This window comes from Nesterenkonia muleiensis, assembly GCF_003600155.1.
Taxonomy (GTDB): Bacteria; Actinomycetota; Actinomycetes; order Actinomycetales; family Micrococcaceae; genus Nesterenkonia; species Nesterenkonia muleiensis.
The window spans coordinates 61,829-85,768 of sequence record NZ_QWLD01000038.1; the positions used below are offsets into that span (position 1 = coordinate 61,829).

At 63.3% G+C, this 23,940-nt stretch carries 21 protein-coding genes; 15 read left to right on the top strand and 6 right to left on the bottom strand.

What is annotated here, in order from left to right:
- Positions 1-2 precede the first annotated feature (2 nt).
- Genes ctaD through def form a run of 3 tightly spaced genes read left to right on the top strand, consistent with a single transcriptional unit; the run spans position 3 to position 2,741 of the window.
- Positions 3-1,727: an aa3-type cytochrome oxidase subunit I gene (ctaD, locus tag DVO78_RS10135; RefSeq protein WP_120004930.1), complete on the top strand. Its 1,725-nt coding sequence runs from the start codon at positions 3-5 to the stop codon at positions 1,725-1,727.
- Positions 1,727-2,128 (top strand): aa3-type cytochrome oxidase subunit IV, encoded by a 402-nt coding sequence (ctaF, locus tag DVO78_RS10140; protein ID WP_120004789.1) that lies wholly within the window; start codon positions 1,727-1,729, stop codon positions 2,126-2,128. Before ctaD ends, ctaF begins: the two co-directional genes overlap by 1 nt.
- A 1-nt stretch (position 2,129) precedes the next feature.
- Entirely contained in the window at positions 2,130-2,741 is a 612-nt protein-coding gene (def, locus tag DVO78_RS10145; protein ID WP_120004790.1) for a peptide deformylase, read from the top strand.
- A gap of 82 nt (positions 2,742-2,823) precedes the next feature.
- On the opposite strand, the gene trpD is transcribed toward def, so the two are convergent.
- On the bottom strand, positions 2,824-3,864 hold the full coding sequence (trpD, locus tag DVO78_RS10150) for an anthranilate phosphoribosyltransferase (RefSeq protein WP_120004791.1): 1,041 nt from the start codon (positions 3,862-3,864) through the stop codon (positions 2,824-2,826).
- 203 nt (positions 3,865-4,067) lie between these two features.
- Between trpD and ctaE the strand changes: the two genes are divergently transcribed.
- The 4 genes from ctaE (at position 4,068) to qcrB (ending at position 8,459) form a co-directional block, all read left to right on the top strand.
- Positions 4,068-4,715, top strand: coding sequence for an aa3-type cytochrome oxidase subunit III (gene ctaE, locus DVO78_RS10155; protein ID WP_476638904.1), 648 nt, complete (start codon positions 4,068-4,070; stop codon positions 4,713-4,715).
- A 60-nt stretch (positions 4,716-4,775) separates the two neighbouring features.
- Positions 4,776-5,573, top strand: a complete 798-nt coding sequence (gene qcrC, locus DVO78_RS10160) for a cytochrome bc1 complex diheme cytochrome c subunit (RefSeq protein ID WP_120004793.1) — start codon at positions 4,776-4,778, stop codon at positions 5,571-5,573.
- A gap of 61 nt (positions 5,574-5,634) precedes the next feature.
- The gene (gene qcrA, locus DVO78_RS10165) at positions 5,635-6,729 is read left to right on the top strand and encodes a cytochrome bc1 complex Rieske iron-sulfur subunit (RefSeq protein ID WP_120004794.1); all 1,095 of its coding nucleotides are present in this window, start codon (positions 5,635-5,637) and stop codon (positions 6,727-6,729) included.
- Positions 6,726-8,459, top strand: coding sequence for a cytochrome bc1 complex cytochrome b subunit (gene qcrB / locus DVO78_RS10170; protein ID WP_120004795.1), 1,734 nt, complete (start codon positions 6,726-6,728; stop codon positions 8,457-8,459). The genes qcrA and qcrB overlap by 4 nt, the downstream gene beginning before the upstream one ends.
- Positions 8,460-8,606: 147 nt before the next feature.
- Here the strand turns inward: qcrB and DVO78_RS10175 are convergent, their stop codons facing one another.
- From DVO78_RS10175 to hisS, 4 genes are all read right to left on the bottom strand, one after another.
- On the bottom strand, positions 8,607-9,968 hold the full coding sequence (locus DVO78_RS10175; RefSeq protein ID WP_120004796.1) for a replication-associated recombination protein A: 1,362 nt from the start codon (positions 9,966-9,968) through the stop codon (positions 8,607-8,609).
- A 210-nt stretch (positions 9,969-10,178) separates the two neighbouring features.
- Positions 10,179-10,922: a hypothetical protein gene (locus tag DVO78_RS10180; RefSeq protein WP_120004797.1), complete on the bottom strand. Its 744-nt coding sequence runs from the start codon at positions 10,920-10,922 to the stop codon at positions 10,179-10,181.
- 168 nt (positions 10,923-11,090) lie between these two features.
- Positions 11,091-12,878, bottom strand: a complete 1,788-nt coding sequence (aspS, locus tag DVO78_RS10185) for an aspartate--tRNA ligase (RefSeq protein WP_120004798.1) — start codon at positions 12,876-12,878, stop codon at positions 11,091-11,093.
- A gap of 10 nt (positions 12,879-12,888) precedes the next feature.
- Positions 12,889-14,238, bottom strand: a complete 1,350-nt coding sequence (gene hisS / locus DVO78_RS10190) for a histidine--tRNA ligase (RefSeq protein ID WP_120004799.1) — start codon at positions 14,236-14,238, stop codon at positions 12,889-12,891.
- Between the two features lie 98 nt (positions 14,239-14,336).
- Between hisS and DVO78_RS10195 the strand changes: the two genes are divergently transcribed.
- The 6 genes from DVO78_RS10195 (at position 14,337) to aroB (ending at position 21,333) form a co-directional block, all read left to right on the top strand.
- Positions 14,337-15,623 (top strand): DUF349 domain-containing protein, encoded by a 1,287-nt coding sequence (locus DVO78_RS10195; protein ID WP_162301587.1) that lies wholly within the window; start codon positions 14,337-14,339, stop codon positions 15,621-15,623.
- A gap of 90 nt (positions 15,624-15,713) precedes the next feature.
- Positions 15,714-17,513: an endolytic transglycosylase MltG gene (locus tag DVO78_RS10200; RefSeq protein ID WP_157983987.1), complete on the top strand. Its 1,800-nt coding sequence runs from the start codon at positions 15,714-15,716 to the stop codon at positions 17,511-17,513.
- Positions 17,510-18,433, top strand: a complete 924-nt coding sequence (locus tag DVO78_RS10205) for a shikimate dehydrogenase (protein WP_120004802.1) — start codon at positions 17,510-17,512, stop codon at positions 18,431-18,433. Before DVO78_RS10200 ends, DVO78_RS10205 begins: the two co-directional genes overlap by 4 nt.
- Positions 18,434-18,443: 10 nt before the next feature.
- Entirely contained in the window at positions 18,444-19,691 is a 1,248-nt protein-coding gene (aroC, locus tag DVO78_RS10210; RefSeq protein ID WP_120004803.1) for a chorismate synthase, read from the top strand.
- Complete coding sequence (locus tag DVO78_RS10215) at positions 19,691-20,209, top strand: shikimate kinase (RefSeq protein WP_120004804.1); 519 nt, start codon at positions 19,691-19,693, stop codon at positions 20,207-20,209. The genes aroC and DVO78_RS10215 overlap by 1 nt, the downstream gene beginning before the upstream one ends.
- The gene (gene aroB / locus DVO78_RS10220; protein ID WP_120004805.1) at positions 20,206-21,333 is read left to right on the top strand and encodes a 3-dehydroquinate synthase; all 1,128 of its coding nucleotides are present in this window, start codon (positions 20,206-20,208) and stop codon (positions 21,331-21,333) included. Before DVO78_RS10215 ends, aroB begins: the two co-directional genes overlap by 4 nt.
- Before the next feature lie 128 nt (positions 21,334-21,461).
- Here aroB and DVO78_RS10225 read toward each other — a convergent pair whose 3' ends face one another.
- Positions 21,462-22,553, bottom strand: coding sequence for a hypothetical protein (locus tag DVO78_RS10225; RefSeq protein WP_120004806.1), 1,092 nt, complete (start codon positions 22,551-22,553; stop codon positions 21,462-21,464).
- A gap of 285 nt (positions 22,554-22,838) precedes the next feature.
- Between DVO78_RS10225 and efp the strand changes: the two genes are divergently transcribed.
- Positions 22,839-23,402 (top strand): elongation factor P, encoded by a 564-nt coding sequence (efp, locus tag DVO78_RS10230; RefSeq protein WP_120004807.1) that lies wholly within the window; start codon positions 22,839-22,841, stop codon positions 23,400-23,402.
- 5 nt (positions 23,403-23,407) lie between these two features.
- A complete protein-coding gene (gene nusB / locus DVO78_RS10235) occupies positions 23,408-23,812 on the top strand; it encodes a transcription antitermination factor NusB (RefSeq protein ID WP_120004808.1) in 405 nt (134 codons plus the stop codon).
- Positions 23,813-23,940: the final 128 nt, after the last annotated feature.

Genomic DNA, 23,940 nt, shown 5'->3' on the forward strand with positions numbered 1-23,940 from the left:
TGATGACGACGATGGAATACTCTTCGGACGATTCCCGCCAGGTGTCCCGGTCGGTACCGGTCTCCAAGGGCAGGATCGTGGTCAGCTGGCTGACCACCACCGACCACAAGACCATCGGGTACATGTACCTGATCACCTCATTCCTGTTCTTCTGCCTCGGCGGGGTCATGGCACTGATCATCCGGGCGGAGCTGTTCGAGCCGGGCATGCAGTTCCTGCAGACCAAGGAGCAATACAACCAGCTGTTCACCATGCACGGCACGGTGATGCTGCTGATGTTCGCCACCCCGCTGTTCGCCGGATTCGCCAATGTCATCATGCCCCTGCAGATCGGCGCGCCGGATGTGGCGTTCCCGCGCTTGAACGCACTGGCCTTCTGGCTCTTCCTGTTCGGCTCACTGGTGGCAATGGCCGGGTTCCTGACCCCGCAGGGGGCGGCCTCCTTCGGCTGGTTCGCCTACGCGCCGCTGTCTGATGCCACCTATTCCCCGGGAGTGGGCGGTGACCTATGGGTCTTCGGCCTAGCACTGACCGGCTTCGGCACCATCGCCGGGGGTGTCAACTTCATCACCACCATCATCTGCATGCGCGCACCAGGCATGACCATGTGGAGGATGCCGATCTTCACCTGGAACACCCTGATCACCTCCATCCTGGTGCTGATGGCCTTCCCGCCGTTGGCTGCGGCGCTGTTCGGATTGGGCCTGGACCGGCGCTTCGGCGGCCACATATTCGACCCGGAGTCCGGTGGGGCCATCCTGTGGCAGCACCTCTTCTGGTTCTTCGGCCACCCAGAGGTGTACATCATCGCCCTGCCGTTCTTCGGCATCATCTCTGAGATCCTCCCGGTCTTCAGCCGCAAGCCGATCTTCGGGTACAAAGGCCTGGTCTACGCGACCATCGCTATCGCTGCCCTGTCGGTCACGGTCTGGGCCCATCACATGTACGTCACCGGCGCGGTGATGCTGCCGTTCTTCGCCCTGATGACCATGCTCATCGCCGTACCCACAGGTGTGAAGTTCTTCAACTGGATAGGCACCATGTGGCGTGGCTCCATCACGTTCGAAACCCCCATGCTGTGGAGCCTCGGCTTCCTGGTCACCTTCCTCTTCGGCGGACTGACCGGCATTATCCTGGCCTCCCCGCCCCTTGATTTCCATCTCTCCGACACCTACTTCGTGGTGGCGCACTTCCACTACGTCATCTTCGGCACGGTGGTCTTCGCCATGTTCGCCGGCTTCCACTTCTGGTGGCCCAAGTGGACCGGCAAGATGCTCAACGAGCGTCTGGGCAAGATCAGCTTCTGGATGCTGTTCATCGGCTTCCACGGCACATTCATGATCCAGCACTGGCTGGGCGTGATGGGTATGCCGAGGCGCTATGCCGACTACATGGTTGAAGACGGGTTCACGGCGATGAACCAGTTCTCCACCGTGTTCTCCATGCTGCTGGGCGCCTCGCTCATCCCGTTCTTCTGGAATGTGTGGATCACCCACCGCAGGGGCAAGAAGGTGCTCGTGGACGATCCGTGGGGCTTCGGAGGTTCCCTGGAATGGGCTACCAGCTGCCCCCCTCCGCGGCACAACTTCCACTCGCTGCCGCGCATCCGCTCGGAGCGCCCGGCACTGGATCTGCATCACCCGGAGCTGTCGGAGCGGCATAGCCTGCAGACTCCGGCAGGCAAAGTGTTCGGCCCAGCTGACCAGAAAGACAAGGCAGGTATCTGATGCGCACCAATATCGTCCTCTTCGGCGGCATCGGCCTGTTCGCGTTGGTGGTCGCCTTCATTTACGGATTCGTGACCGGTTTCGACGAGCTGGCGGGCTTCCCGCTGCTGCTGCTGACAGCCGGGCTGGGCTTCATGCTCTGGTGGTACCTCCGCTCCACCGATAAGCACCACGAAACCTTGGACGGGGACAATCCAGAGGGGGAGATCTCCGATATGGCCGGCAACTACGGGGATTTCTACCCGTGGAGCTGGTGGCCGCTGGGACTGGGGTTCAGCCTGGCGTTCTTGTTCTTCGGCGTTGCCATCGACTGGTGGGTACTCTTCGTGGGGCTGCTGCCCACGCTGTTCTTCGTCACCGGCTGGGTGATGGAGGGCAATCGCAAGACCTACGCCCACTAGAATGACTGTCCGCCCCATCGTCATTCACGGCGAGCCCGTGCTCCACCGACGTGCCTCCGAGGTCCAGACGATCGATGCTGAGATCCAGGCTCTCATCAAGGATATGAATGAGACGCTCGACGCCTCCAACGGAGTCGGACTGGCCGCGCCCCAAATCGGGGTTGGTCTGCGGATCTTCAACTGGAAGTACGCTGAGACGGGCGACGTTCCCCACCGCGGTGTGATCATCAACCCGCGGCTGCGGCTGATCGGCAAGGTGTCCCAGGAGATGCCGGACCCGGATCACGAGGCTGAGGGCTGTCTCTCGGCGCCGGGGTACAGCTTCCCGCTCAAACGCAGCGGCCATGTAGAAATCACCGGGTTGGACGCGGCAGGACACCCTGTGCAGTTCGAGGCCACCGGCTGGTTCGCACGCATTCTGCAGCATGAGTACGACCATCTGGACGGGTACCTCTACGTCAATCGCCTCACCGACCGCTATGCCAAGCAGTGGAAGAAAGTGGTCAAGCGGGAGGGCTGGAGTCAGGCAGGAAATTCATGGATGCCCGGGAAGGATCCGGATCCCTTCGGTCATGACGACGAGCAGGGCTCAGCGGAGGTCCCTTCCGTCTGATTTTTCGTTCGGGGTCTCCATACGACGTTGATCTTGGCTCTGACAATGGCCACCGATGGGCCTATCGGGCCGCCTAAGGGCCCTAGGACCGGCTGAAGCTGATCCAGCCCTCCAATACTCGGGCGGCCCTCCCGGAGTCGATGGACTCCGCTGCCCGCTGCATATTCGATCGTAGTCTGGTGACCAGATCGGCCTCGGCTGATTCCTCCAGGGCAGTCAGCCCGGCCGCAGCGTTGATCAGCACAGCGTCCCGGACAGGACCGGTCTGGCCGCTGAGCACCTGGTGGACGATGCTGGCATTGTGCTCAGCACTGCCGCCACGCAGCTCATCCACATCCGCCGTCGGGACTCCTACGTCCTCGGGGCGCAGTTCGGTGTGTGTGACCGCTCCTTCACGGACCTCCCAGATATCGGTGGCCGCTGAGGTGGTGATCTTGTCGCGGCCATCATGTCCGCGGAAGACCAGCGCGCGTGTTCCCCGCACTGCCAGTGATTGGGCGATCTGCGGTGCGAGATCGGCGCTGGAGCATCCCAGTGCCTGCGCAGCAGGCCGTGCGGGGTTAGAGATAGGCCCCAGGAAGTTGAAAACTGTGCGCACGCCCAAGGACTTCCGGGCACTCATGACATGCTTCATCGCCGGGTGAAACTGCTGAGCGAAGAGGAAGGTGATACCTACCTCCCCGGCCGCAGAGGCGATCCGCTCGGCAGGCAGAGTGAGATCCACGCCCAGCGCCTCGATCACATCGGCAGCCCCTGCAGTGGAGGAGGCACCCCGGTTGCCGTGCTTGACCACCGTGGCACCGGCCCCTGAGGCCACCAAGGAGCTCATAGTGGAGATGTTCACAGTACCCAGTCGGTCCCCTCCGGTGCCCACGATGTCCAGAGTCTCTCCCGGTATCGAAATCTGGACAGCCTTGTTCATCATGGACTCCGAGAGGCCCAGAAGCTCCGCGCCCGTCTCGCCCTTGGCACGCAGGGCCACCAGGAAACCCGCGGTCTGCGATTCGGTCAAGTCACCGCCCATGAGCTGATCCATGGCCCAGGCCGCGGTTTCGGCGGTGAGGTCCTTGCCCTCCAAAAGGGTCTCGAGCAGCGCAGGCCAGGTCAGCTCTTCAGCATTCATGAGAACCACAATATGTCACCCGGCGGCACCCCGTGGAGCGAGTTTTTCGACGCCGTGTAGAAATATTTGTGCAACTTTCGTCACTCGCTTGTTCCGCCGATCCCAGGAAACACGCGGCAACAGCGGAATCACAGCGTCTTCGCCGCACGCCACACCCCCTCACCGGCATGCAATCCCGTTCGATTTCAGGACATAATGTGTCTGTGACGTCTGCAACCCAAGCCCCAGCCGCGCCGGCGCGCACGCTGCCGAATCGACCAAACATGGTTTCTGTAGGGACCATGGTCTGGCTGACCAGCGAGCTCATGTTCTTCGCCGGCCTCTTCGCCATGTTTTTCACCCTGCGCTCCACCCAGCCCGAAATGTGGGCCAGTTACAGTGCGGAGCTGGACATCTTCCTGGCCACTGTCATTACGGTGATCTTGGTCTCCAGCTCATTCACCGCACAGTTCGGCGTCTTCGCCGCGGAGCGGCACCAGCCGCGCCGCACCGGCGGCCCCTGGCAGGTGAAGTCATGGGGAATGGTCGAGTGGTACATCCTGTCCTTCCTGCTGGGCTCCATCTTCATCGCCGGACAGACCTATGAGTTCGCCGTCCTGGTGACCCACGGAGTGACCATTCAGGCCAACGCCTTCGGGTCGGCCTTCTACATCACCACTGGCTTCCACGGCCTGCACGTGCTCGGCGGTCTGTTCGCCTTCCTTTACGTGATTGCACGCGCTTACTACAGCGTGAAGTTCACCTCGAAGGAAGCCCATGCCGCCGTTGTGATCTCGTACTACTGGCACTTTGTCGACGTCGTGTGGATCGCACTGTTCGGTGTGGTCTACATCCTCCCGCTGCTGATCTGATCGGCCCATGAGACACCCAAGACACCCACACCGCACCGAAGAGAAAAGGAACCGGCTGAAGTGAAGGCACTTTCGCAGAAGCGCCGCCACCCATTCGCGTTCGTGGCGCTGCTCCTCCTGGGGCTGCTGGTTACTGGCGGCCTCTACGCCGCTGCGACCACGGTGAACCAGGCACAGGCATCGAACACGCCCGAGGGCTACAGCGCTGAGCAGGTCGAGGAGGGCGAACGGCTGTTCACCGCCAACTGCGCCACCTGCCACGGCCCGAACGCCGAAGGAACCGATGCCGGGCCGTCTCTGATCGGTGCCGGAGCGGCCTCGGTCGAGTTCCAGGTTGGTACGGGCCGCATGCCTATGCAGATGCAGGGCCCGCAGGCCCCGCAGAAGCCGCCGCAGTTCAATGAAGAACAGACCACCCAAATGGCTGCCTATGTCGCCTCCTTGGGCGCGGGCCCGGCTGTCCCGGATGATGAGTGGCTGGATGTCGACCAAGGCGACCCGGCCCGGGGCGGTGAGCTCTTCCGTATCAACTGCGCTATGTGTCACAACGCCGCGGGTGCCGGTGGGGCCCTGACCGAGGGCAAGTATGCGCCCAGCGTCCTCGGAGTCGAGCCGGTCCATGTCTACACCGCGATGAGCACCGGTCCGCAGAACATGCCAGTATTCAGCGATGCCAATATCCCGCCGGAGGATAAGCGGGACATCATCGCGTTCCTGCAGACCTACGACCAGCAGGGATCACCAGGAGGATTCTCGCTGGGCGCCCTGGGCCCGGTCTCCGAAGGACTGCTGATCTGGACCCTCGGACTGGCCCTGCTGATCGGGTCGATGGTCTGGCTGACCTCACGGTCTTCCTAGCAGGCATACCAAGCACAAGCACCCATACCGCACTTGAGACAGAGCAAAGGACGAAAACCATATGGCCGAGCACGGTAACGGCGAATCAGGCGCCGTCGTCACAGCCGGCGAAGGGGAGTCGAATGGCTACGCCATCGACAATCCGGGTCTGCCGCCGCACCGCCCCCGGCTGGCAGATGTGGACGAAAAAGCCGCCAAACGCAGTGAGCGCCAGGTTGCGACACTGTTTCTCCTCTCCATCATCGGAACGGTGATCTTCTTCGTCGGCTATTTCGCTGTAGCGCGGATGGATCAGTTCGACGACTACTTCGAGGGAATGACTGCACTGCGGGTGCAGAACACCCTCCTCGGGGTAGGATCCGCTTTGGCTATGCTGGGCATCGGCCTTGGCGTGGTGCACTGGGCCAGGACTCTGATGCCTGACCATGAGATCGTTGAGGACCGCAAGCCACTGCGCAAGGAGGCCGACCGGGCTGAGGCGGAGCAGATCGTCACCGATGTGATCGATGAGACTCAGATCAAGCGTCGTCCCCTGTTGCGCAATACGCTGATCGCCGCGGCCCTGCTGGCGCCTTTGCCTGCTGTGGTGCTCTTCCGGGATCTTGACACCAGCGAGGACTTCGGCGTGGAGCGGTTGCGCCACTCGTTATGGGCGGAGGGCGTACGCCTGGTTCGTGACCCCACCGGGACCCCGATCCGCGCGGCGGATATCACCATTGGTTCGGCGATGCATGTGATCCCCGAAAACCTCCGCGAGATCTCCGGTCACGGCGAAAGGCTGTCTGAGAAGGCCAAGTCCGTGGTCCTGCTGATGCGGATGAACCCCGATGACTTCAATGAGCAGATCCCCGGGCGCGAAGACTGGACCCACGAAGGAATCATTGCCTGCTCCAAGGTGTGCACCCATGTCGGCTGCCCGGTTGCTCTCTATGAGCGGCACACCCACCACCTGCTGTGCCCCTGCCACCAGTCCACCTTCGACGCCGCGGAGAACTTCAAAGTGGTGTTCGGCCCAGCGGGGCGCCCGCTGCCCCAGCTGCCGATCACTGTGGACAATGAAGGCTTCCTCATCGCCCGCAGCGATTTCACTGAACCTATCGGCCCGACCTACTGGGAACGCGGCCAGACCGACCCGGAAGGTGACTTTCCCGCATGAGCGCCTCTCAAGAGAAGTACGCCGAGGCTCAGTACCTCGAGGCTGAGCAATATCAGGCCAAGACTCGGTCGGGCAAGATCGCCAACTACGTCGACCAGCGCGTCGGTGGTACCGGCATGGTCCGTGAGTTCGGCAAAAAGATCTTCCCGGACCACTGGACCTTCATGTTTGGTGAAGTCGCCCTGTACAGCTTTATCATCGTGGTTGTCTCCGGAGCGTTCCTCACATTCTGGTTCGACCCCTCCATGTCCACTACTCGCTACTCCGGCTCCTACGCGCCGCTGCAGGGTCTTGAGATGTCCATGGCCTACGCCACGGCGCTTGAGTTGAGCTTCGATGTGCGCGGGGGGCTTTTTATGCGGCAGCTCCACCACTGGGGTGCCCTGCTCTTTGTCCTGGCGATGGCCGTGCACATGCTTCGGGTGTTCTTCACCGGAGCGTTCCGCAAGCCCCGTGAGCTCAACTGGGTTGTCGGTGCTTCACTGCTGCTGCTGGGCATGGGTGCAGGCTTCACCGGCTATTCGCTGCCTGACGAGGTGCTCTCCGGAAATGGCCTACGCATCATCGACGGAATGATCAAGGCCCTTCCCGTGGTCGGCACCTACATCAGTTTCTTCCTCTTCGGCGGGGAGTTCCCCGGCAATGAAGTCATTCCGCGCCTGTACTCCCTGCATATCTTCATCATCCCGGCGATGATCCTCATTCTCATCGCAGTGCACCTGTTCATGGTGGTAGTGCATAAGCACACGCAATACCCTGGCCCAGGCCGCACTGAGCGCAATGTGGTCGGCTACCCCATCGGCCCCGTCTACGCGGCCAAGGCTGGCGGCTTTTTCTTCATTGTGTTGGGGATCCTCTGCCTGATCTCCGGTACGTTCCAAATCAACGCGCTGTGGAATTACGGGCCCTATGATCCGTCACCGGTGCAGGCCGGAGCGCAGCCGGACTGGTACATCGGTCCGTTCGAGGGCGTGCTGCGTCTGATGCCCGGGTACCTGGGGCCGATACCGCTGGAGTTCAACATCCCCACCCCGTGGGGCGGCAACTCGGTGGCGTTCCCTGTGCTGGCCCCCATGATTCCGGTGGCTGTGCTGTTCCTCGGGTTGTTCATCTGGCCGTGGCTGGAGGCATGGATCACCGGTGACAAGAAGGAACACCACCTGCTTGACCGTCCGCGCAACGCACCGACCCGTACCGCGGTCGGCGCGGCGGTGATGACCAATTACTTCATCATGTGGGGTATGGGCTCCAACGATCTGATCGCCACGCATTTCCAGCTCAGTCTCAATGACATCACCTACTGGTCACGAGTACTGTTCTTCGTCGGTCCGGTGATCGCCTACATCCTCACCAAGCGGATCTGCCTGGCGCTGCAGCGCAAAGACCGTGAGGTCGCTCTGCACGGCCACGAAGCAGGTGTGATCGAGGTCAGCCCTGATGGCGGGTTCCATGAGCGGCATAAGCTGCCTTCAGAGTACGAGCTGTGGACCTTGGTCTCCTACGAGGCCCCGGAGCCGAGCGAACCGCGGACCAATGCCAAGGGTAAGGTCAGCCGGACTGAGAAGTTCCGCACTTGGCTCAACAAGATCTGGTTCGAGGACCGGGTGGAACCGGTCTCCCGTGAGGAGTACCTTGAGGCGTTGGAGCACAGCGGCGATCATGAGGACGGTGCCCCGAAGAGCCTCGAAGCAGCCAGCTCCGGCGGTGAACTCGGCTCAGGCAGGCACTGAGCAGTCCCTGCTGCGTTCGGTGGCCCCTGATGACGATAGTTTAGGCAAGAAATAGCCCACAGCGTCGTCGTCAGGGGTCACCGTATGTTTCGGGCAGGGACCAGGAGGGTCTGGGCGGCGTATGCGCGGAAACTGTGTCGGCACGGACTACGAATGCTCGCGGATGATGCCGCGTAGGCGCTGGAGTCTCTCGGCGACTGCGCGTTCATTGCCGTTCTGGGTGGGGGAGTAGTAGTCCACTCCCATCAGGTCATCGGGCGGGTACTGCTGAGCCGCCACATGATGGGGCTGATCGTGGGCATAGGCATAGTCTTTTCCATGACCCAGCCTCTGCGCCCCTGAATAATGAGCGTCCCGCAGATGGGGCGGCACCGGCCCGCCCTTGCCGGACCGCACATCTGCGATGGCCGCGTCCAGGGCCTTATAGGAGGCGTTCGACTTCGGCGCGGTGGCAATGTGCACCGTCGCCTGCGCCAAGAGGATCCGCGCCTCCGGCATCCCGATCAGCTGCACGGCCTCGGCGGCGGCTACCGCAGACTGCAGGGCTGTGGGGTCCGCCATGGCGACCTCTTCACCGGCGGCAATGATCAGCCGGCGAGCGATGAAGCGAGGATCTTCCCCGGCAACGATCATCCGCGCCAGATAGTGCAAAGCCGCATCCACGTCGGAGCCGCGTAGCGACTTGATGAACGCAGAGATAATGTCGTAGTGCTGATCGCCGTCTTTGTCGTAGCGCTGGACGGCAAAGTCTGCGGCCTGTTCGGCATCGGCAGTGGTGACGGTGTCTGAGTCTCGTCCGGCAGCGACTGCTGCGGCGGCCTCCAAGGTCGTCAGGACCCGGCGGGCATCGCCGCCCGAGACCCGCAGAATATGCTCCCGTGCGGCGTCTTCTAAGCTGAAGCTGCCGTCTAAGCCGTGTTCGGCTGCAAGCGCACGGTCGATCAGCCCACTGAGGTCCTCGCGGGTCAGCGAGGTCAGGGTCAGCAGCAATGAGCGGGAGAGAAGGGGCGCTACCACGCTGAAGGAGGGGTTCTCCGTAGTGGCGGCCACCAGAATCACCCAGCCGTTCTCCACGCCGGGCAGAAGTGCGTCCTGCTGAGCCTTGTTGAACCGATGGATCTCGTCGAGGAACAGCACAGTGGTCAGCCCCCGCAGATCACGGTCCTCAAGAGCTTGGTCCATCACCCGGCGGACGTCCTTCACACCTGCTCTGATGGCTGATAGCTCGACGAACTTCCGGGTACCGCCACGTGCGATCACATGGGCGACTGTGGTCTTACCGGTCCCTGGAGGTCCGTAGAGGATCACTGAGCTCGGGCCAGCCGGACCGCTGGAGCCTTGGACCAGTACACGCAGAGGTGACCCCTCGCTGAGCAGATGCTGCTGGCCGACCACCTCGTCCAGGGTCTGTGGCCGCATTCGCACGGCCAACGGCGCATGACGACGGCGTGCGGACTTAGGTGCGGACGGTTCGTCGTCGTGCTCCTCGGCAGTGAAAAGATCGCTCATTGTCAGCACTCCCGCCACAGAATTCGTAGAAATTTTCGAACGCCAGTCTACCGGTCTATCACACACCAGGCGGCCGTTGGAGAGCACGCCGGACATCACAGCACAGTATCTGCGTATAGAAGCGGGGGGAGCGGCCATGATCTCGAAGCCAGATCACACACACTGCCACTGTCCTCAAACCCACAACGTGCCCGCTGTGATGGGTCGCCGCTAGCCGGAGCTGCTCTGCTCCCATGCCGGAGCGCATAGCTCGAAATTGTCGCCTGGGTCCCAGCTCATCAAGTCATCCCTGTCCTCGGGAGCTTCCCACTCCTCCGGAAGAACCCAACCGTCGGGCACTTCCCATTCGGCGCGCAGCTGGGACCGCTCCCACTCAGCGTCGTAGACATCCTGATCAGACATGCTAGGAGTACGCACCATCGAGCTGGTTTCGGGGCCTTCCCAGCAAGCATAGAAATCGCTGAACGTGTCCCAGGCGTAGACCTCGATGAAGTCAGGGTGGCATTCCGGGTCCGGCAACGGTTCACCTTCGGCCCGATCCTGGGGCCACCCGGCAGGCTCATGGCCCTCATTCGCAGCGAGCTCGTCAGGATCCGAGCACTCGATCAGCACCTCGTTCTCCGGGCAGAAAATGGCGAGATCGTCCTCGGTGAGCTGATCTCCCGGCATCACGTGAATGTTTTCCTGAGCAGCGACACAGTCGGGCATTTCCACGCCTTCGGCCAAGTGCTCCTCAGTCAGCAGCTCGGTATCGTCAGGCCCTATTTCGACGTAGTCAGGGTGGAATTCCGATTCGTCGGTTTCCTCATCAGCGTATTCGCTGAAATCCCTGGATTCTTCGACGGCAGCCGGGGCAGATTCTGCGTCGGCGTCGGCAGAAGAACAGCCGGAGGCCAGCAGTGCCAGAAGTGCGGCCGCAGAGGCGAGCGCCGTGGTGTTGCTTCGTAGTCCCACAGTGATGTATTCCCTTTACACGTGTTGAGCGTCCACATCCCCTATGTTGCCATGAAGCGCGGAGAGGGACACCCGTCACTGCTGGCACCGGCAGGCGTCGACCAGGTTTTGAGAACCCCGAGCCCGCCGAGGCCGTTCATCGTTTCGGTGGTGAGGCGATCCCCGCCACTACACACCCGCCGCCTCAACGTGCCGCTTGGGCTCCGGTTTGGCGTCCACACCTGCTTCTTTGCGCTGCTGAGCAGTGATCTCGGCGGGCGCGGCCGTCAGCGGATCGTATCCAGCACCGGTCTTGGGAAAGGCAATGACCTCGCGGATGGAGTCTTCTCCGGCCAGCAGGGCCACGACCCGGTCCCAGCCGAAGGCGAAGCCGCCGTGCGGCGGGGCACCGTACTTGAAGGCATCCAGCAGGAAGCCGAACTTCTCCTGAGCGTCCTCCTCGGAGATGCCCATGACCTTGAATACCCGTTCCTGGACGTCCTGGCGGTGGATACGGATAGACCCTCCGCCGATCTCGTTGCCGTTGCAGACCAGGTCGTAGGCGTAGGCCAGCGCATCGCCGGGATTTTTGTCGAAGGTCTCCGCGTATTCCGGCTTCGGTGAGGTGAAGGCATGGTGCACCGCAGTCCAGGCCCCTGAGCCGACGGCAACGTCGCCGGCGGCCTCGGCGTCGTCTGCGGACTCGAACATGGGGGCATCCACCACCCAGACAAAGGACCAGGAGCCGGGTTCGATGAGCCCCAGCCGTTCGGCGATCTCGTTGCGGGCAGCCCCCAATAGGGCGCGGGCGGCAGCCGGCGTGTCAGCGGCGAAGAAGATGCAGTCGCCAGGTGCGGCACCCACGGCCCGGGCCAATCCGGCCTTCTCCGCATCGGAGAGGTTTTTGGCCACCGGCCCGCCCAGCTCGCCGTCCTCCTGAACCAATACGTAGGCCAGACCTTTGGCGCCGCGCTGTTTGGCCCACTCCTGCCAAGCGTCCAGAGTGCGCCGAGGCTGGGAGGCGCCACCGGGCATCACTACCGCGCCCACATAAGGGGCCTTGAACACCCGGAACGGAGTGTCCTTGAAGTACTCAGTCAGCTCGGTCAGCTCCAGTCCGAAGCGCAGATCCGGCTTATCGGTGCCGTACTTCTCCATTGCCTCCCGGTAAGTGATATGCGGGATCGGGGTGTCAAGCTCGACATCAATGAGGCGCCAGAGACGGCGGACCAGTCCCTCCACCAGTGTGATGACATCCTCCTGCTCCACGAAGGAGGCCTCAATGTCCAGCTGGGTGAACTCCGGCTGGCGGTCTGCCCGGAAGTCCTCATCCCGGTAGCAGCGGGCCAGTTGGTAGTACTTCTCGATGCCGCCGACCTGCAACAGCTGCTTGAACAGCTGGGGGGACTGCGGCAGGGCGTACCAAGAGCCCGGAGCCAGACGTGCCGGCACCAGGAAGTCGCGGGCACCCTCAGGGGTGGACCGGGTCAGAGTGGGGGTCTCCACCTCGGTGTAGCCCTGCTCGTGAAGCACCTCCCGGGCCACCCGGTTGGCCTCCGAGCGCAGTATCAGGGCGTTTCGGGGAGCCTCGCGGCGAAGATCCAGGTAGCGGTGCCTCAGCCGGGCTTCCTCGCCGACCTCCACATGTTCGTCGATCTGGAAAGGAAGAGCGGCGGCGGTGCTGAGCACCTCCACGGCATCAGCGATGACCTCCACCTCGCCCGATGCCAGGTTCGGGTTCTCATTGCCCTCGGGACGGCGGTCCACGGAGCCGGTGACCTTCAGCACCCACTCGTTGCGCAACGGGTCGAAGTCTTCCTCATCGCGCACCACCACCTGGGCTACTCCGGCAGCGTCGCGCAGGTCGAGGAAGGCGACGCCCCCATGGTCCCGGCGGCGGGCCACCCATCCGGTGAGGGTCACGGTCTGGCCAATCAGCTCGGCGTTGATCTCGCCGGTGGTGTGGGTGCGGAGCACGGTGTCCTTCCTAGCTTTCTGCGGTCTTGCGAATAATCTGAGGGACCAGTTCTTCAGCCGGCGGAGTCCAGCTGTCCGGTTCCGCGGGGGTCTGCTCGCCGGAGCGGATGTCCTTGACCTCGTGGTGGCCCACGGAGTCAGTGAACCACACGAAAGGGATGCCGCGCTTATCGGCGTACTTGATCTGCTTGCCGAACTTCTCCGCGCCCAGTGCGACCTCGGTGCTGATGCCCCGGGCCCTCAGCTGATCGGCAACATCCTGGGCCCGGGTCCAGTCCTCATCTGAGCGCAGGGTGACATACACAGCGGTGGGCACCGAGCGCGACGCCGCCAGCTCCCCGGAGTCCAGCAGGGCTGAGAGAAGCCGGGTCACCCCGATCGAGAGCCCGACGCCGGGAAAAACCTGCTTGCCCTTGGACGCCAGAGACTCATAGCGTCCGCCGGAGCAGATTGAACCGAGATCTTCGTGCCCGGTGAGCACCGTCTCGATCACGGTACCGGTGTAGTAGTCCAGCCCCCGGGCGATCGAGAGGTCAGCCTCAGCCCGGCCGGGTGTTCTGGCCCTGAGCTCGTTCAGGACCTCGGTGAGTTCGGCGAGGCCTTCCTCCAGAAGAGAGGTGTCAGCGTCGTCGTACTCGATCAGTGCCCGGACCTGGTCAGCGAAAGAGGCATCCGCTGTGCGGATATGGGCCAGGCCCAAGGACTTATCAGCCTGCTCCTGCGTGGCACCGGCGGTCTCCGCCAGCTCCCGCGCCACCCGTGCCGGGCCGATCTTCTCCAGCTTGTCCACTGCGCGCAGCACCGCGGCGGTGTCGGCGATGCCGATGGCCCGGTAGAACCCTTCGGAGAGTTTGCGATTGTTCACCCGCAGGGTGAACTCGCCGATCTGCAGGGCATCCAGGGCGCGGGCCATCACTACCGCGATCTCCACATCGCTGCGGGTCGGCAGGGTGCCCTCGCCGACGATGTCGATATCGGCCTGGGTGAACTCGCGGAACCGGCCCGCCTGGGGCCGCTCACCGCGCCACACCTTCTGGATCTGATAGCGGCGGTAGGGGAAAGCGAGGTGTCCGGAATTCTCGGTCACGTAGCGTGCGAACGGCACCGTGTTGTCAAAGCGCAGGGCCAGCTTGGCGTCTTTCCCGCCGGCCTCCTCCTGGAGGCGGGAGATGGCATAGATCTCCTTGTCGATCTCACCCTTCTGAAGCAGCGTGTTCACCGTCTCCACCGCACGGGTCTCCAGGGAGCCGTAGCCGTGAGCCTCGAACACCTCGCGCAGAGTGTCAAGCACATGCAGCTCCACCAAGCGCTCGGCTGGAAGCAGCTCGATGTAGCCGGAGAGAGAGGCCTTGCGTGCCATGGGTGCTCAACGCTCCTTCGGTGATGGTGCGGCTTGTGAAACCACACCATCATACGGGGATGGCGCAGAGTTGGACGTCGCACGGTAATCTGGAATGCATGAGTCCTGCTATCAAGCCGAACTATCACCAGACTTCTCTGGACGAGGTCCGCGACCGTGTCCGTGTGGACGAGGAGGGCCACGTCTACGTGGTGCCCGATGAGACCGGTGGTGAAGAGGGCTATGTGGGTCAGTTCTCCGCCGGCGACGCCGAGGCCGCGCTGCAATATTTCGTCCGCAAGTTCGACGACCTCTACAACCGAGCTCTGCTGCTCCGCGCGCGGGTGGCTACACAGGCGGACTCCTCGGGATCGCTGCGCTCCAGCCACAGCTCGCTGCAGAAGGAGCTCGCCGTGGGGACATGGGTCGGCGACACCGAGGGCCTGGCACGGGTCTTGGATGAGATCTCCACCAGCATCGACGGTGTCAGCGCCGAGGAGAAGAAGCAGAATGAACAGGCGGTCGCGGCCAAGATCGCCGAGCGTGAAGAGATCGTCCGGGCAGCGGAGGAGCTCGCGGCCGCTGATTCGGCAGCGCAGCATTGGAAATCGGCCCAAGAGCAGATGAATGCACTGTTCGAACAGTGGAAGTCACAGCAGCGGACCCCGCCCAGGCTGTCGAAGTCCCAGGAAGACCCGCTCTGGAAGCGGTTCCGTGAAGCTCGCAGCACCTTTGAACGCAGTCGTAAGGCCTTCTTCGTCCGTCGTGACAAGGAAGCGGCTGAGATCAAGAAGGCTAAGGAGGAGCTCATCGTCGAGGCGGAGAAGCTCCAGGGATCCACTGAGTTTGGCCCGACCACCAAGGCCTACCACCGCCTGATGGACCGTTGGAAAGCGTTGGGCCGGGGGCCGCGCAAGACAGAGGATGCACAATGGGCCAGATTCCGGGCCGCCCAGGATGTCTTCTTCTCAGCACGCGATCAGGCCAATGCGAAGATCGACGCCGAATATGCTGAGAATCTGAAGAAGAAGGAGGATATCCTCGGCAAGCTCCGTGAGCTGATGCCCTTCACCAAGCCGCAGGCAGTGCGGGACCGGTATCTCAAGCTGCTCGACGAGTTCGAGAATGCCGGCAAAGTGCCGCGTGCTGACATCAAACGCGTCGAGCGAGCCATCAACGAGGTGCAGGACGCCTTCCGGGAAGCCGAGGGAGCCACACGCAGTCCACGCGAATCCGCGCGCAACGAACGGCAGTCAGACATGATCTCCCAGTTGGAGGACACCATCTCTGAGCTGGAGCATCAGCGGGCTGAGGCCGAGTCAGCCGGTGACGGCAAGCGCGTCAGTGAGGCTGAAGAGGCTTTGGCGGCGCGCCGCAGCTGGCTTCAGATGCTCACATCGAGCTGAGATAACAGATGCATTACAATCGTGAGGTCTGAACACTAGTTTTGGGTCCAGAGACCTGTCCTGCCGTCTATTTGCCCTGCGAGGAACTGCGTGAGCGATGAAAACCCCCCTGAGATGGGGTCTCGGCGGCGCCGTCGGGAGATTCGCGAAGCTCGTGAGAGAGAGCGTGCTGCGCAGCGCGAACGTGAGTCGGCAGTTCGCAGACTGAGCAATGCGTCCACTGCCGAGACCGACTCAGGCGGGCACCAGGAGGATTCTCCAGCCACACCTGATGTCTTCGACCAGGAGACGACCACGCCGAAGGACCAGCGGCGCAGATCCCAGCCAAGCGGTGCGGAAGGATTCGTCTCCCGTCGCGAACGGCGCAGAAGGCAGGCCCAGCGGAACCAGCCGGCTGAGCAGCCCCCGGCTTCGGCGCCTGAACCTGCCGACGCCGAGCCTGCGCCGCAGACAGAAGAGCCGGCCCCAGTCACCCCCTCCTCGCCGTCGACTCCCTTCGAAGACGTGGTGGCCCCCCGCTCAGCGGAATCTCCCGAGACAAGTCATTCGGAGCCGATCTATCAGGACGAGCATCATCAGGACCCTCAGCCTGAGTATGAAGAGTTGGGGTGGCACGAGGCATACGACGAAGAACATTTTGACCATGACGACGACGGCGCCCCAGTTTTGGTCGGCGTCTCCGGCTACGGGCGCGGATACCAGACCGTAGCCCCGGTGGAGGGGCGAGTCGACCTCGATGTGTTGAAGAAGCGCAAGGCCAAGCGCCGCCGCCGCAACATCACCCTGACCTTCGCCCTGCTGGGCTTCGCCGCACTGATGATCGCCTTCGTGATGATCCTCCAGTCGCTGCTGGGCGAGCGGGGCGTTGATGATTATGAGACTGTTGCAGGCGAGGAGGTCGAATTCGAGATCTTCCCGGAAGAGGGCCTCGCCTCGGTTCAGAATCGCTTGGTAGATGAGGGGATCATCGCCAGCAGCGATGCTTTCCAGGAGGCCCTGCAGAACTACGAGGGCGACACCACTCATCACGCTGATACCTACCAGATGCGTGAACAGATGCCGGCCGAAGACGCCCTGGCCGTGCTCCTTGAAGGAGGAGCGCAGGTCGACTACATCAATATCACCGCCGGCGAACGCCTTGAGGACGCCCTTGACGCCATCGCCAGCGGAACACAGGTATCGCTGGAAGAACTCCAGGAGCTGAACCAGAACCCTCAGCAGTTCGGTCTCCCGGAGGAGGCTGAGAACCTGGAGGGCTTCCTGGCTCCCGGGGAATACAGGCCGCCGGTGGATGCCACTGCCGAAGACGTCATCGACTTGGTGGTCGCCCCCACTTTCGAGCTGTTGGACGAGGCAGAGGTGTCTGAAGAGGACCGCTGGGAGGTCATGATAGTCGCCTCACTGATCACCGCAGAGGCCAACAACATCATCAGCGAAGAACGTCCCCGTGAGGAACGCATGGAGGACTACCGGACTATGGCCGGTGCCATTGAGAACCGGATCCAGAACCCTGAGCACGACGAGATCGGCGGCCTGCTGCAGATCGATGCCGCCGTCAACTACGGTCTGGACCTCTCAGGCGAACTGCACTTCCCGGAGGAGGAGCGGTTCAACCCTGACAATGAGTACAACACCTACGTGTATGAGGGCCTGCCGCCCGGGCCCATTTCGGCACCTATCCCGGACACTATCGCAGCGGCAGCGGATCCGGCCGACACCGACGCCTACTACTGGGTCACTGTCAATCCGGCAACCGGCGAGACCCGGTTCAACACGACACTGGCAGCCCACGAGGAAGACACACAGGAGTTCCTGCAGTTCTGCCAGGAGAACGAGGGCGCTTGCGGCGAGGGGGATGTTGAATCCGCCGAGGAGGAGCTTGAGGGATGACTGCTGCGCCGGGGCGTGCTGCGGTGCTCGGTTCTCCGATCAGTCACTCCAAGTCCCCTCAGCTGCATGGTGCCGCCTATGAGCACCTCGGTCTGGACATCGCCTATTCACGGATAGAGTTGGGCGAGACCGCTGTGGAGCAGTTCCTCGCCGGTGAGGGAAGCAAGCAAGGGTGGCTGGGCTGGTCGGTGACGATGCCGCTGAAGGCGGTCATGGTCCCGCAGATGACCACGGTCTCACCCAGGGTGCAGACCCTGGGCGTGCTCAACACCGTGGTGATCGCCGAAGACCCTGCCGGTGGCCGCACGCTGCACGGCGAGAACACCGACGTCGACGGCATCGTCACAGCGCTGCGTGAGCAGGGTGTGACCCGGGACGAACCTGCCGCAGGCACATGTGCCGTACTCGGGGCCGGAGGAACCGCAGCCGCAGCACTGGCTGCGGCCGCCGAGCTGAACGTCGCTGAAGTCTTCGTCTATGCACGCAGCCTGGAGCGGGCCGCCGCGGCGCGTCCGCTTGCGGCTCGGCTCGGCCTGCCCCTGACCCTGCGTCCCCTGGCAGCCCTCGGTGAAGATATCAGCGCCGGCCTGCTGAAGGTGGTGATCTCCACACTGCCCCCGCATGCGGCTGACCCCCTGGCGAAGCAGCTGCCGGACAAGAGTGCTGCACGCCCTGTGCTGCTGGATGTTGCCTATGACCCTTGGCCCTCAGCGATCGCGCACGAGTGGGCCCGGCGCGGCTGGCCAGTGACCAGCGGGCTGGAGATGCTGCTGCACCAAGCAGTCCGCCAGGTGGAGCTGTTCACAGAGAGGACCCACAACCCTGCTGCGGTCCAGAATGCGGCGGATCGCTCCCTGATGGTGCAGAGAATGCGCGCAGCGGTCGGACTCCCTGCAGTGGCCGGGGCCTCCGAACGATAGGATGAACTCCATGTTGCGCTGGCTCACCTCCGGAGAATCTCATGGAAAATCCCTTGTCGGCATTATCGAGGGACTACCTGCCGGGATCGAACTGACCACCGGCCACGTTCAAGCTGCACTGGCCCGCCGCCGTCTCGGCTACGGCCGGGGGGCCCGGATGAAGTTCGAGCAGGACCAGGTGCAGCTGCTCGGCGGTGTCCGCCACGGGCTGACCATCGGCGGACCGTTGGCTATAGAGATCGCCAACACCGAATGGCCCAAATGGGAAAAGGTGATGTCAGCTAACCCGGTGGAGGCTGAAGAGCTGGAGGGCCTGGCACGCAACGCGCCGCTGACCAGGCCACGCCCCGGACATGCGGACTACACCGGAATGCAGAAATACGGTTTCAGCGAAGCCCGGCCAGTGCTTGAACGGGCTTCGGCCCGGGAGACTGCCGCCCGGGTGGCGCTGGGCACTGCTGCCCATCAGCTGCTGAACGCTCTGGGCATCACCACGGTGTCGCATACGGTGGCGGTGGGCCCTGTCTCTTCGCCGGAAGAGGCCCCGGTTCCGGCAGCCTCCGATGTCGAGGCTTTGGACAAGGATCCGCTGCGCTGCTTCGACTCCGGAACGTCGCAGGCCATGGTCGCTGAGGTGGATGCCGCCCATAAGGCGGGGGAGACCCTGGGAGGAGTCGTCGAGGTCGTTGTCGATGGCCTCCCGCCGGGCATCGGCAGTTACGTGCACTGGGACCGCAGGCTGGATGCACGGCTGGCCGGAGCGCTGATGGGCATCCAGGCGATCAAAGGCGTGGAGGTCGGTGACGGATTCCGCACGGCCGCTCGCCGCGGCTCACAGGCCCATGACGAGATCGAACGCGCTGAGGACGGCACAGTGCTCCGCTTCACCAACCGGGCTGGCGGCATCGAAGGAGGCATGAGCATCGGCGACACGCTCAGGGTCCGTGCCGCGATGAAGCCGATCGCTACTGTCCCGCGGGCGCTGCGTACGGTGGACGTGGCCAGTGGTGAGTCCACCACCGCCCACCACCAGCGCAGCGATGTCTGTGCGGTGCCAGCCGCTGGGGTGGTGGCTGAAGCGATGGTGCAGCTGGTCATCGCCCAGGCAGTGCTGGAGAAGTTCGGCGGTGACAGCCTCGCTGAGGTCTCTCGCAACCTGCGCTCCTATCTGGAGGCGCTTCCTGATCTCGGCACCGACCCAGAGGCAGCCGGTCACGACGGCGATCCGCTTCAGGCGCCTGCTGCGATGCAGTCCTGATGACCAACATCGTGCTGATCGGGCCCATGGGGTCTGGAAAATCTACCGTGGGGGCAGCGCTTGCCCGCAGACTGGGCCGGCCCCATGTTGATACGGACCACTTCTTTGTGGCCCGCCACGGCCCCATCCCTCAGTACTTCACCGCCCACGGGGAGCAGGCTTTCCGTGCTGAGGAGGAACGCATCGTCACCGAGCTGCTCGATTCGCCACGTCCCTCAGTGATCAGTCTGGGCGGGGGCTCGGTCGGCTCCGAGACCGTCCGCAGGCTGTTGGAGAAGGAGCTGGTGGTCATGCTGGAGGTGACTTCTGCTCAGGCTGAGGCCAGGATCGGCGACGCCGTGACCCGGCCGATGCTCACCGCAGGAACTGAGGATCCACCCATCGAACGCTGGCGGCGCATCTATGCGGAGCGTGAACCGCTCTACCGGCAGTGCGCAGACTTTGTGGTCAGCGCCGCCGAGATGACCATCGAAGATCGAGTCGATACCATCATTGAGGCTATGAGGAGACAACGTTGAGTGCAGAACCCACCGTCATCACTGTTGGCGAAGGACCCGGAACCGGTGCTCAGGAACTGGGTTACGGCGTCGTCGTCGGCAATGGGCTGCTCGCCCGGTTGCCCGACCTGATCGGTGCCCAGGCCGAGCGGGTGCTGGTCATCCACCCCCGTGCACTGCGCGCTACCGGTGATGTGGTTCGCGAGGACCTCGAGAAGACGGGCTATCAGGCAGTCACCGCTGAGATTCCCGATGCGGAGGAGGGCAAGCACATCCAGGTCGCGGCCTTCTGCTGGCAGGTGCTCGGTCAGAACGACTTCACCCGCACTGACGCCGTCGTCGCGGTGGGCGGCGGTGCGGTGACCGATCTGGCCGGCTTCGTGGCGGCGACATGGCTGCGCGGGGTGCGGATTGTGCACATGCCCACCACGTTGCTGGGAATGGTCGACGCCGCGGTCGGGGGGAAGACCGGCATCAACACCGCGGAGGGTAAGAACCTGGTGGGCAGTTTCTATCAGCCTGCCGGTGTGCTGGCCGATCTGGACACACTGGCCACGCTGCCGCGCAACGAGCTGGTGGCCGGCCTGGCTGAGGTCGTCAAATGCGGGTTCATCGCCGATGAGGAGATTCTGCGCATACTTGAAGCTTCGCCGGAGCAGGCCCAGAACCCCGAGTCTGCGCAGCTGCGGGAGCTGATCGAGCGCTCCATCCGAGTCAAGGCATCAGTGGTGGGGCAGGACGTGAGAGAAGCCGGCCTGCGCGAATCGCTCAACTACGGACACACTCTGGGCCATGCGATTGAGCATGCCGAGCGTTATCAGTGGCGGCATGGTGCGGCCGTCTCCGTGGGGATGGTCTTCGCGGCCGAACTGGCCCGAAGCCTGGGCCGGCTCTCTGACGCAGAGGCGGACCGCCACCGGGAGATCCTCACCAGCCTGGGGCTGCCGGTCAGCTACCGCGACGACCGCTGGAACCAGCTGCTGGAGGGCATCCGACGGGACAAGAAGAACCGCGGTGAGACCCTCCGCTTTGTGCTGCTCAACAGTATCGGCACTCCGGCCACTGTGGAGATCCCGGACCCCTCGATCCTCTACGCCACCTACCAGGAGATCGCCGAGCCGGCCACCGGCACCATCTCCCTGTAGAGAGCGCGCTGCTCGGTCCAAGGCCCCGGGCGCTCCCTGAAGGCAGTCCCGCCGCGCTCCCGTCCCACAGCCTGTCGTGGGTCTTTCGAGAAGTCGCGTGGCTATCACCCCACGACAGTTCGAAAGCCCTACGACAAACGAGGGACTCCGGCACGGGTGAGCAGGCTGGCCAGTCGTCGGCGTCCCGGCTCCATCAGATCCTCCCAATAGAACCGGATGACAGTTCGGCCTGTGCTGCGGATGGCATCCTCACGGATCTTCTCCTGCTGTCTGGCCTCGTCGAAGCCCCTGTTGTCCTGCCGGTACTTCATCCAGCCGTCGAACTCGCCGACGACGCCGGTGCCTTCCCATTCAAAGTCGAGGCGGTAGGAAGATCCGTCGACGGTGAGAGTCACTTGCAGCTGAGGCTGGGAGAATCCCAGCTCGTAGAACCGGACCCGAGCCAGCGACTCTCCCGCAGACTCCGGCAGCGGTGAAGCAAAGCTGAGGAGATGCTGGAAGTACCTGAGCCGCCGCTTGCTGCGCACCGAGTGCTCGGCAATGCCGTACAGGTGCTGTGGGTCGAGGCTCGGCCGCTCAGCTGCTCCGCGCAGAGCGGCATCCAGAGCCACGATTGCACACCCGAAAGGAAGACGCGGAATGGTGCCGGCCACAGCACAGTCCAGCGGTTCCACGTTCACCTCCACACAGGGCCGCGCCGTCTGGAGGCTTTCTGGAACAGGCAGAGCCAGGCTGTGCGTCTCTGCGCTCTCACGCACTGAAAGCGGGAGATGCCGCGCACTGCCGAAACCTCGCAGCAGCACTGGCGAGTACTCGGCGTCGTGATCTATCATCCCGGCTCGGCGCGCACGGGTGAGGAACTCCGCTGCGGACAGAGTTCCGGTCAGTGAGCTTTGACGCGTGCGTCGTGCCGCACTGCGCGAGTTGGCGCGGATATGCACCTGCTGGGGAAGTGCCAGCAGAGGCAGCCCATGTATTGCGAAGGAGGTTTCGCGGCAGAAGACAGAGCTCGGATGCTGCAATCCGGCCGCGGCGATGGTGAACAGATACCGCTCAGACGGTCGGCTCGTGAGCCAGAGATCCGCCGGGAGGTACACACCACGTCGAAGCCGGACCATTCTGCCTTGTCGGATGCCGGTGGAATAGACGTCACTGGTGTGCCGTCCGTCATCAAGCGGGCCGGCAGTATGGAGCGGGGCGTGAGGCTGTGCGTTGTCCATCACACCAGGATTCCGGATCGGCGCGAACTCCGCAGAGAGTTTCCACAGCTGTGGATAACTTGGGCGTTCTTACCGGGAGTGCTGGTACTCTCTGCGTCGCCCAGGTTCGTGCTCATCTCCTGAGCGCCACTTGTCGTAGGGATATCGAGAAGTCATGGGACTATAGCGCCACGACTGTTCGAGAGCCCTACGAAAAGTGGGACCACGGGGAGGCTGTAGAATGAGGCGCTGGTATCCGCTGCACGGCAATCACCGCAGCACAACGACAGAAGGTAAGACGACACTGTGGCAACCTCGAACGACATCAAGAACGGCTCCGTGCTCAAGCTGGAGGGTCAGCTGTGGAGCACTTTGGAGTTTCAGCACGTCAAGCCCGGCAAGGGCGGAGCCTTCGTCCGCACCAAGCTGAAGAACATCACCTCCGGCAAGGTGGTCGACAAGACGTTCAACGCCGGGGCCAAGGTGGAGTTCGCCACCGTGGACCGTTCCAACTACCAGTATCTCTACGCCGACGGTGAGGACTTCGTCTTCATGGATCTGCGCGACTACGACCAGATCATCGTCCCCGGTCCGGTGGTCGGCGACGCCGCCAACTTTCTGCTGGAGTCACAGGAGGTCACCGTCGCCATCCACGACGGCACCCCGCTCTACCTGGAACTGCCCCCCTCGGTGACCCTGGAGATTACTCAGACCGACCCGGGCCTGCAGGGCGACCGGTCCAAAGCAGGCACCAAGCCGGCCACCCTGGAGACCGGCCATGAGATCCAGGTGCCGCTCTTCGTGGAGCAGGGCACCAAGGTCAAGGTCAACACCTCCACCTCCGAATACCTCGGCCGCGTCACCGACTGATCCCCTTGGCAAAACGTAGCAAGGCCCGTCAGCGGGCACTGGAGATCCTCTTCGAGTCCGAACAGCGCGGCATCGACCCCCAGCAGGTGCTCACCACCCGGGTGGAGAAGGCGGAGTTGATCGTCAACGAGTATGTCCGCACACTCATCAGCGGAGTCACTGAGCACCGCGAGGAGATCGACGAACTGCTCTCGACCTATGCTCGCGGCTGGACTGTGGAGCGTATGCCGCGGGTAGACCTGATGGCCCTTCGCATCGGTGCCTGGGAGCTGCTGCACAATGAGGACATCCCCGATTCGGTGGCTGTCTCCGAGGCAGTCACCCTGGCCAGAAGGCTCTCCACCGAGGAATCCCCGGGGTTCGTCAACGGAGTGCTCGGCAGGCTGCAGAAGCTCAAGCCCACCCTTTAGGTGCCGATGACCGAGGCCAAGAGGTGAGCGGGGCGTGTACCCGCCGTCGGAACCAGCCCTGAGCTGATAGGGTAAAGCGACGCTTGAGGCACGAGTGAGGCGATGTGCCGACTTCAGGCGTGAAGGCG

Bases quoted from the DNA above. Each gene is read 5' to 3' on its own strand.
- DVO78_RS10195 (WP_162301587.1), top strand. From the start codon at position 14,337: ATGAGTCCTGCTATCAAGCCGAACTATCACCAGACTTCTCTGGACGAG.
- qcrB (WP_120004795.1), top strand. From the start codon at position 6,726: ATGAGCGCCTCTCAAGAGAAGTACGCCGAGGCTCAGTACCTCGAGGCT.
- qcrA (WP_120004794.1), top strand. From the start codon at position 5,635: ATGGCCGAGCACGGTAACGGCGAATCAGGCGCCGTCGTCACAGCCGGC.
- DVO78_RS10225 (WP_120004806.1), bottom strand. From the start codon at position 22,553: ATGGACAACGCACAGCCTCACGCCCCGCTCCATACTGCCGGCCCGCTT.
- hisS (WP_120004799.1), bottom strand. From the start codon at position 14,238: ATGGCACGCAAGGCCTCTCTCTCCGGCTACATCGAGCTGCTTCCAGCC.
- DVO78_RS10205 (WP_120004802.1), top strand. From the start codon at position 17,510: ATGACTGCTGCGCCGGGGCGTGCTGCGGTGCTCGGTTCTCCGATCAGT.
- def (WP_120004790.1), top strand. From the start codon at position 2,130: ATGACTGTCCGCCCCATCGTCATTCACGGCGAGCCCGTGCTCCACCGA.
- ctaF (WP_120004789.1), top strand. From the start codon at position 1,727: ATGCGCACCAATATCGTCCTCTTCGGCGGCATCGGCCTGTTCGCGTTG.
- trpD (WP_120004791.1), bottom strand. From the start codon at position 3,864: ATGAATGCTGAAGAGCTGACCTGGCCTGCGCTGCTCGAGACCCTTTTG.
- DVO78_RS10175 (WP_120004796.1), bottom strand. From the start codon at position 9,968: ATGAGCGATCTTTTCACTGCCGAGGAGCACGACGACGAACCGTCCGCA.
- ctaD (WP_120004930.1), top strand. From the start codon at position 3: ATGACGACGATGGAATACTCTTCGGACGATTCCCGCCAGGTGTCCCGG.
- aroC (WP_120004803.1), top strand. From the start codon at position 18,444: ATGTTGCGCTGGCTCACCTCCGGAGAATCTCATGGAAAATCCCTTGTC.
- DVO78_RS10215 (WP_120004804.1), top strand. From the start codon at position 19,691: ATGACCAACATCGTGCTGATCGGGCCCATGGGGTCTGGAAAATCTACC.